Source organism: Anaerolineae bacterium, from assembly GCA_011176535.1.
GTDB lineage: Bacteria > Chloroflexota > Anaerolineae > Anaerolineales > DRMV01 > DUEP01.
Genome location: DUEP01000016.1, coordinates 21228 through 27532 on the forward strand (window position 1 = coordinate 21228; position 6305 = coordinate 27532).

Below are 6305 nucleotides of genomic sequence, written 5' to 3' on the forward strand. Positions count from 1 at the left end.
TCATGTCCGCTCCCCTTTGTGCGCTCAACGCCTTGGAAGTCGGCGAACCCCTCTTCGGTACAGCCCCCCACGAAAAAGCCTGGCTCTTTCTGGAACACACGGGGCCATGGGGTGCCCGCGCCCTCGAAGAAAGCGACCTACCTGAAGTGGTGAAAGGGCGCCTCCTGCGTCTGCGCCGGGAAACCGGCGCACGGGTTTCCTTCATCCGCCGCGCCCAAGATACGCCCCCGCCCTGGCGGCTCATGCTCTGGAGGGCAGACCCGCAGGGCGGCCGCTGCGCCCGCTGGGCGTTGCCCGACCTGGAAGCCCTGCTCCATCTGCCGCTGGAGGATTGGCTGCGGGGTACCCGCCCTCTGCCCGCCGAGGCTTTATGCTCCAACCCCCTCTATCTGGTGTGCGTCAACGCTCGCCGCGACGCCTGCTGTGGACGTTTTGGCCCCCTCCTCTACCGGGCCCTCCAACGCCTCCGGCCCGACGCGGTGTGGATGAGCACCCATATAGGCGGCCATCGCTTTGCGCCCAACCTGATGGTGCTGTCCCACGGCCTGGCCTACGGACGCGTGCGCAGCGCCGAAGACGCCGCGGCCATCGTGCAAGCCACGGAACAAAGCCAGGTTCACCTGGGGCTGCTGGGCGGGCGCCTGGCCCTGCCCAGGCCCGCCCAGGCCGCCGAGCACTTCTTGCGGCAGCGCACCGGCGCGCGGGCCGTGGATGCCTTCCGCCTTGCATGGCTACGCGAATCACCCGAGCACCACTGGGAAGCCGCCTTCCTCGGCCCCGAGGAGCAGGCCTACCGCGTGACCTTGCGCCGGGAGAAAAGCCCCCTTCAGCGCCCCACCTCCTGCGGCGCACCGGCCAAACCCATGCGCTTTTATCGCCTGCAGGCCATCGAAACCCACCCGGTGCGCCGCTACCGCGCCGCCGGGGGCGTGATCGTCGGGCCGGAAGGGAAGGTGCTGGTGCTCTTGCGGCCCTCCCGCCGCGAGGTGCGCCTCCCCAAAGGGCACATTGAGCCGGGCGAGGAGCCCTGGGTCGCCGCCCGGCGCGAGATCGCCGAAGAAGCCGGGCTTTCCCCAGAAGATATGCACCCCCTGGCCGACCTGGGGGTCAAACCGGTAGGCTTTCTCTACGAAGGCGCGCTGGTCTGGCGTCACGAACACTACTTCCTGGTCCAATGGCAGAGCGGCTCCCTCATCCCCGGCGAAACGCAGTTCCTCCCCCTCTGGCTGCCCTGGGCCCAGGCCGAGGCGGCCCTGACCTACCCCGCGGAGAAAGCCTGGCTGCGCCGGGCGCGGGAAGCCTACCAACGCCTGCAGGAGGAACCGCAGGGATGAACCGTCTGCTGCAGCGATGGATTCGCCACCCCCGCGTGCTGTGCTGGATGCTCAACCTCTATCCCCCCTATCGGGGCGCCGGCGTGCGGGTCCGCCAGATTGCCCCGGACTTCCGCCGCATCGAAGTAGAAATGCCCCTGCGCTGGTTCAACCGCAACTATGTGGGCACCCACTTCGGCGGCAACCTGTACAGCATGACCGACCCCTTCTTCATGCTGATGCTCATCCACATCTTGGGGCCCGAGTATCAGGTCTGGGACCAGGCGGCCGAAATCGTCTTTCGGCGGCCTGGTCGCGGCACCGTGCAGGCCGTGCTCACTTTGGACGAGGCGCAAATCGAGGACATCCGCCGTCATACCGCCAATGGCGAACCTTACCGGCCCCGCTTCATGGTACAGGTGACCGACACCCAGGGGGAGGTGGTCGCCGAAGTGATGAAAGTGCTCTACATCAAAAAAGTGCGCTGAGGTCCCGGACGGTCAGGGCGTTTCCCCCATGTCCTCTCCCAACATGGCGTAAAGCATCACCCCGGCCGCCACGGCCAGGTTGAGCGACGAGACGCGCCCCCGCATGGGCAGGCGTACCAGCACATCACAGGCCGCCCGTTGGTCAGCGGTCAGCCCATGGCGCTCGCTGCCCAACAAGAGCACCATGGGCCGCCGATACGCCACCTGACGGTAGTCCACACGGCCATGGGCCGAGGTGCCGTACACCCGATACCTCTGCTTGCGCGCCCAGGCGACAAAGGCCGGGAACCCGGCCCGCACCACCGGATGGCGGAACAGGGCCCCCATACTGGCCCGCACGGCCTTAGGCTGAAAGGGATCGGCGCCCCCCTCCAACAGCAACAGCGGCCCGGCGCCCACGGCGTCCATGGTGCGCAGCAGCGCACCGATGTTGCCGGGGTCCTGGGGCGCGGTCACCGCCACGGCCCAGGGATGAACCCTGGGGGTCAGCGCGTCCAGCGAGGTCCAGCACACTTCGGCCACGGCCACCAGGCCCTGGCTGTGCTCGCGGGGGGAGAGGCTATCCAGCACCTCCGGCGTCACCGCCCACACGGGCACGCCCCACTCCCGCGCCTGAGCCACCAAACGGCGGCCAAAATCGCTGCGCAGACGGTCCGGCGACCAAAAGCCCCCCGCCAGGGGCCACCCGGCTTCCAGCGCCTCCCCCACATGGGCCAATCCCTCCACGAGAAAACGTCGCTGCTGCTTGCGCCCCTGGGGCCGCAGCAGCGCCCGCGCGGCTTTTACCTTAGGGTTCTGCCGGCTGCGGATCACCCCAGAGGCCGCATGTTCGGATGGCGTGGTCATGCGGCAAGTATACCAGGCCCGACCCCAACTTGATAGTTTTTGAAAGCCCGAACCCCTTAGGATTACCCGCTGGCCGGGGCCTTGCTCCTGCCCCGGCGACATCCTTACCTGGGAGAACCCATGAACGCCTCTTCCCGCATCCCCGGATTTTACAACCTCTCGTTGGAAGAACGTCGGCAAAGGCTGGACGCCATAGGGCTGCTGACCCCGGAGGAATTCGCCGCCCTGACGGGGGAAGCCGGGCTCACCGCCGGTCAGGCGGACCACATGATTGAGAATGTGATCGGCACCTTTGCCCTCCCCCTGGGCATCGCGCTCAATTTCGTGGTCAACGGGCGCGAGGTGCTGGTGCCCATGGCCATCGAAGAGCCCTCGGTGGTGGCCGCGGCCTCCTACATGGCCAAACTGGCGCGCGCTGGGGGCGGTTTTATGGCCCACACCAGCGCGCCGGAGATGATCGGCCAGATTCAAGTGGTGAATGTGGCCGACCCGGCCAGCGCCCGGCTGCGCGTGCTGGAAGCCCGAGAGGAACTGCTGGCCGAAGCCGCCACCTTCGACCCCGTGCTCCAAAAACTGGGCGGCGGCCCGCGGGACCTGGAGGTGCGCATCCTGGAGCACCCGGCCATCGGCCCCTTCCTGGTGGTGCATTTGATTTACGATGTCCGCGACGCCATGGGCGCCAACGCGGTGAACACGGCCTGCGAACGCCTGGCCCCGCGCATCGAGGCACTCACCAGCGGACGGGTGTATCTGCGCATCCTCTCCAACCTGGCCGACCGACGCATCGCCCGCGCCCGGTGCACCATCCCCGTGGAGGCGCTGGCCTTCGAGGACTTCAGCGGCGAAGAGGTGCGCGACGGTATCATCGCGGCCTGGGCCTTCGCCGCCGCCGACCCCTACCGCGCCGCCACCCACAACAAGGGCATCATGAACGGCATCGACCCCGTGGTCATCGCCACCGGCAACGACTGGCGCGCCGTGGAGGCGGGGGCCCATGCCTACGCCGCCCGCAACGGACGCTACACCACCCTGACCACCTGGGGCAAGGACGCCCAGGGCAACTTAGTGGGCACCATTGAGATGCCCATGGCCGTGGGCATCGTGGGCGGCGCCACCCGCGTGCACCCCACGGCCCAGGCCGCCCTGAAACTCATGGACGTGCACACGGCCAGCGAGTTGGCCGAAATCATCGTCTCGGTGGGCCTAGCGCAAAACCTGGGTGCCCTGCGCGCCTTAGCCACCGAAGGCATTCAGCGCGGCCACATGGCCCTGCACGCGCGTCAGGTGGCCGTGGCCGCCGGTGCACAAGGGGAAGAAATCGAGCAGGTGGCCCGCCGTCTGGTGGACGAAGGCGTGGTGCGCATTGACCGCGCCCAGGAGATTTTGGCCGAGTTGCGCAAGTAGCCGGACGGCCCTCACCCATCCCCCTCTTTTCCCCTGCCCTTCCCATCAGGAGAGGGAAGGGGGAGGCCCAAAGCGAAGCGGTGGGCCGGGGGGATGGGTGAGGGTGCCTGATAAAACCGGAAAGCCCGGAGGATACGATGAGCGAACTTGTGTTACGACCCCAACGCCCGGTGGGCATCGTGGGTTACGGGACCTATGTGCCCCAATACCGGCTCCCGGCCAGAGAAATCGCCCGCATTTGGACCGAGGGCAAGGGCGGCCTGCCCATCAAGGAGAAGGCCGTACCCGGTCTGGACGAGGATGTGGTGACCATCTCCCTGGAAGCGGCGCGCAACGCCCTGGCCCGCGCGCAGATTTCCGCCGACCAACTGCGGGCCGTATGGGTGGGTTCCGAGTCGCATCCCTACGCCGTCAAACCCACGGGCACCATCGTGGCCGAGGCGCTGGGGGCGGCCCCTAACGTGCAGGCCGGGGACTGGGAATTCGCCTGTAAGGCGGGCACCGAAGCCATGGTCGCGGCCTATGGCTTTGTGGGGTCCGGCATGGCGGATTACGCCCTGGCCATCGGGGCCGACACCGCCCAAGGGCGCCCGGGGGACGCTTTGGAGTACACGGCCGGCGCCGGGGGCGCGGCTTTCGTCATCGGCCCTGCCGAAGAAGCCCTGGCCGTGCTGGAGGCCACCTATTCCTATGTCACCGACACGCCGGATTTCTGGCGTCGGGCCTACCAGAAGTATCCCGAACACGGGACGCGCTTCACCGGCGAACCGGCTTACTTCCACCACATCACTTCGGCCGCCCGCACGCTGATGGAGGAGACCGGCTACCGGCCCGAGGACTTCGCCTACGCTGTGTTCCACCAGCCCAACGCCAAGTTCCCGCAAAAGATAGCCAGGATGTTGGGCTTTACCCAGGAGCAAATCGCCCCGGGCTTGCTGACCCCCATCATCGGCAACACCTACTCGGGCGCGGCCATCGTCGGCCTGACGGCGATTCTGGATATCGCTCAGCCCGGCGACCGTATCTTCCTCACCTCCTTCGGCAGCGGGGCCGGTTCGGATGCCATGATTTTCACCGTCACCGAAGCCATTCTCGAGCGCCGCGATCTGGCCCCCCAAACCCAGGATTACATCGCCCGCCGCACAGAGATCGATTACGCCATGTATGTGCGGCTACGCGGGAAGTTGACGATGAAGTGAGGGGCGGGTGCCATGTGCTATGTGCCAGGTGTCAGGTGTCGGGTTGCGGTGAAGTCATGACGCGAATTTCGGGAGGCGCTGTATGAACGAAGTCGTCATTGCTGGCGTCGGCCAGGCCCCGGTGGGCGAGCATTGGGAGATCTCGCTGCGGGAACTGGCCATGACGGCCATTGAAAAGGCCATCCACGAGGCCGGGGGGCTGCGGCCCCAGGCGGTTTTTGTGGCCAACCAGTTGGCTCCGGTGCTCTCGCGCCAGGGGCAGTTAGCCACCTTGATCGCCGATTTCGCCGGCTTGACCGGCGTGGAGACGGCCACGGTAGAAGCAGCCGGGGCCTCGGGCGGCATGGCTCTGCGCCTGGGCCACTTGGCCGTGGCCTCGGGGCAGGTGGATGCCGCGCTGGTCGTCGGTGTGGAGAAGGCCACGGACCAGGTAGGCGCGGTGGTCGAGGCCGCCCTGACCACCGGTCTGGACGCCGACTACGAGGCCGAGCACGGCCTCACCCCAGCCGCCCAGGCGGCCCTGCTCATGCAACGCTACATGCACGAGTACGGCGTGCCGCGCGAGGCCTTTGCCGCCTTCCCCATTCTGGCCCACCAGAACGCTGTGGGCAACCCCCACGCGATGTTCCGCCGGGCCATCAGCGAAAAGGCCTACGCCCGCGCCACCATGGTGGCCGACCCGCTCAACCTATTCGACGCCGCCCCCTTTGCCGACGGCGCCGCCGCCGTGCTCTTGGCCCGGCGCGACCTGCTGCCGCCGGAGATGCCCCATCCCCTGGTGCGCATCGCCGGTTCGGCCAGCGCCAACGATACGCTGGCCTTGCACGACCGCCCCGACCCGCTGGACTTCCGCGCGGTGCGGTGGTCCATCGAGCGGGCCTGCCGCCAGGCGGGTATGACCCCCGCCGAGGCCCCCCTGTTCGAACTCCACGACGCCTTCTCGGTGTACGTTCCCCTCATCCTAGAGGCCGCCGGGTTCGCCCCCCGCGGCGAAGGGTGGCAGATGGGGCAGGACGGCCGCCTGAGCCTGGACGGCGACCTGCCCATCCTGACCA

General features: G+C 67.8%; 6 protein-coding genes. 5 read left to right on the top strand and 1 reads right to left on the bottom strand.

The genetic code is table 11. The annotated features are described in order from the left end of the window. The first annotated feature begins 2 nt into the window (after positions 1 to 2). Together G4O04_03295 and G4O04_03300 are read left to right on the top strand one after the other, a co-directional pair. A complete protein-coding gene (locus G4O04_03295; GenBank protein HEY57557.1) occupies positions 3 to 1334 on the top strand; it encodes an NUDIX domain-containing protein in 1332 nt (443 codons plus the stop codon). Further along, a complete protein-coding gene (locus G4O04_03300) occupies positions 1331 to 1801 on the top strand; it encodes a DUF4442 domain-containing protein (GenBank protein HEY57558.1) in 471 nt (156 codons plus the stop codon). Before G4O04_03295 ends, G4O04_03300 begins: the two co-directional genes overlap by 4 nt. A 12-nt stretch (positions 1802 to 1813) precedes the next feature. Here the strand turns inward: G4O04_03300 and G4O04_03305 are convergent, their stop codons facing one another. Next, the gene (locus G4O04_03305; protein HEY57559.1) at positions 1814 to 2647 is read right to left on the bottom strand and encodes an RNA methyltransferase; all 834 of its coding nucleotides are present in this window, start codon (positions 2645 to 2647) and stop codon (positions 1814 to 1816) included. A 120-nt stretch (positions 2648 to 2767) separates the two neighbouring features. On the opposite strand from G4O04_03305, the gene G4O04_03310 reads away from it, so the two are divergent. The 3 genes from G4O04_03310 to G4O04_03320 all read left to right on the top strand — a co-directional run. Further along, on the top strand, positions 2768 to 4051 hold the full coding sequence (locus G4O04_03310) for a hydroxymethylglutaryl-CoA reductase, degradative (GenBank protein HEY57560.1): 1284 nt from the start codon (positions 2768 to 2770) through the stop codon (positions 4049 to 4051). A 149-nt stretch (positions 4052 to 4200) separates the two neighbouring features. Then, the gene (locus tag G4O04_03315; protein HEY57561.1) at positions 4201 to 5250 is read left to right on the top strand and encodes a hydroxymethylglutaryl-CoA synthase; all 1050 of its coding nucleotides are present in this window, start codon (positions 4201 to 4203) and stop codon (positions 5248 to 5250) included. An 82-nt stretch (positions 5251 to 5332) separates the two neighbouring features. Continuing rightward, positions 5333 to 6305 (top strand): thiolase domain-containing protein (locus G4O04_03320; GenBank protein HEY57562.1); only part of this gene is annotated, 973 nt, incomplete at its 3' end.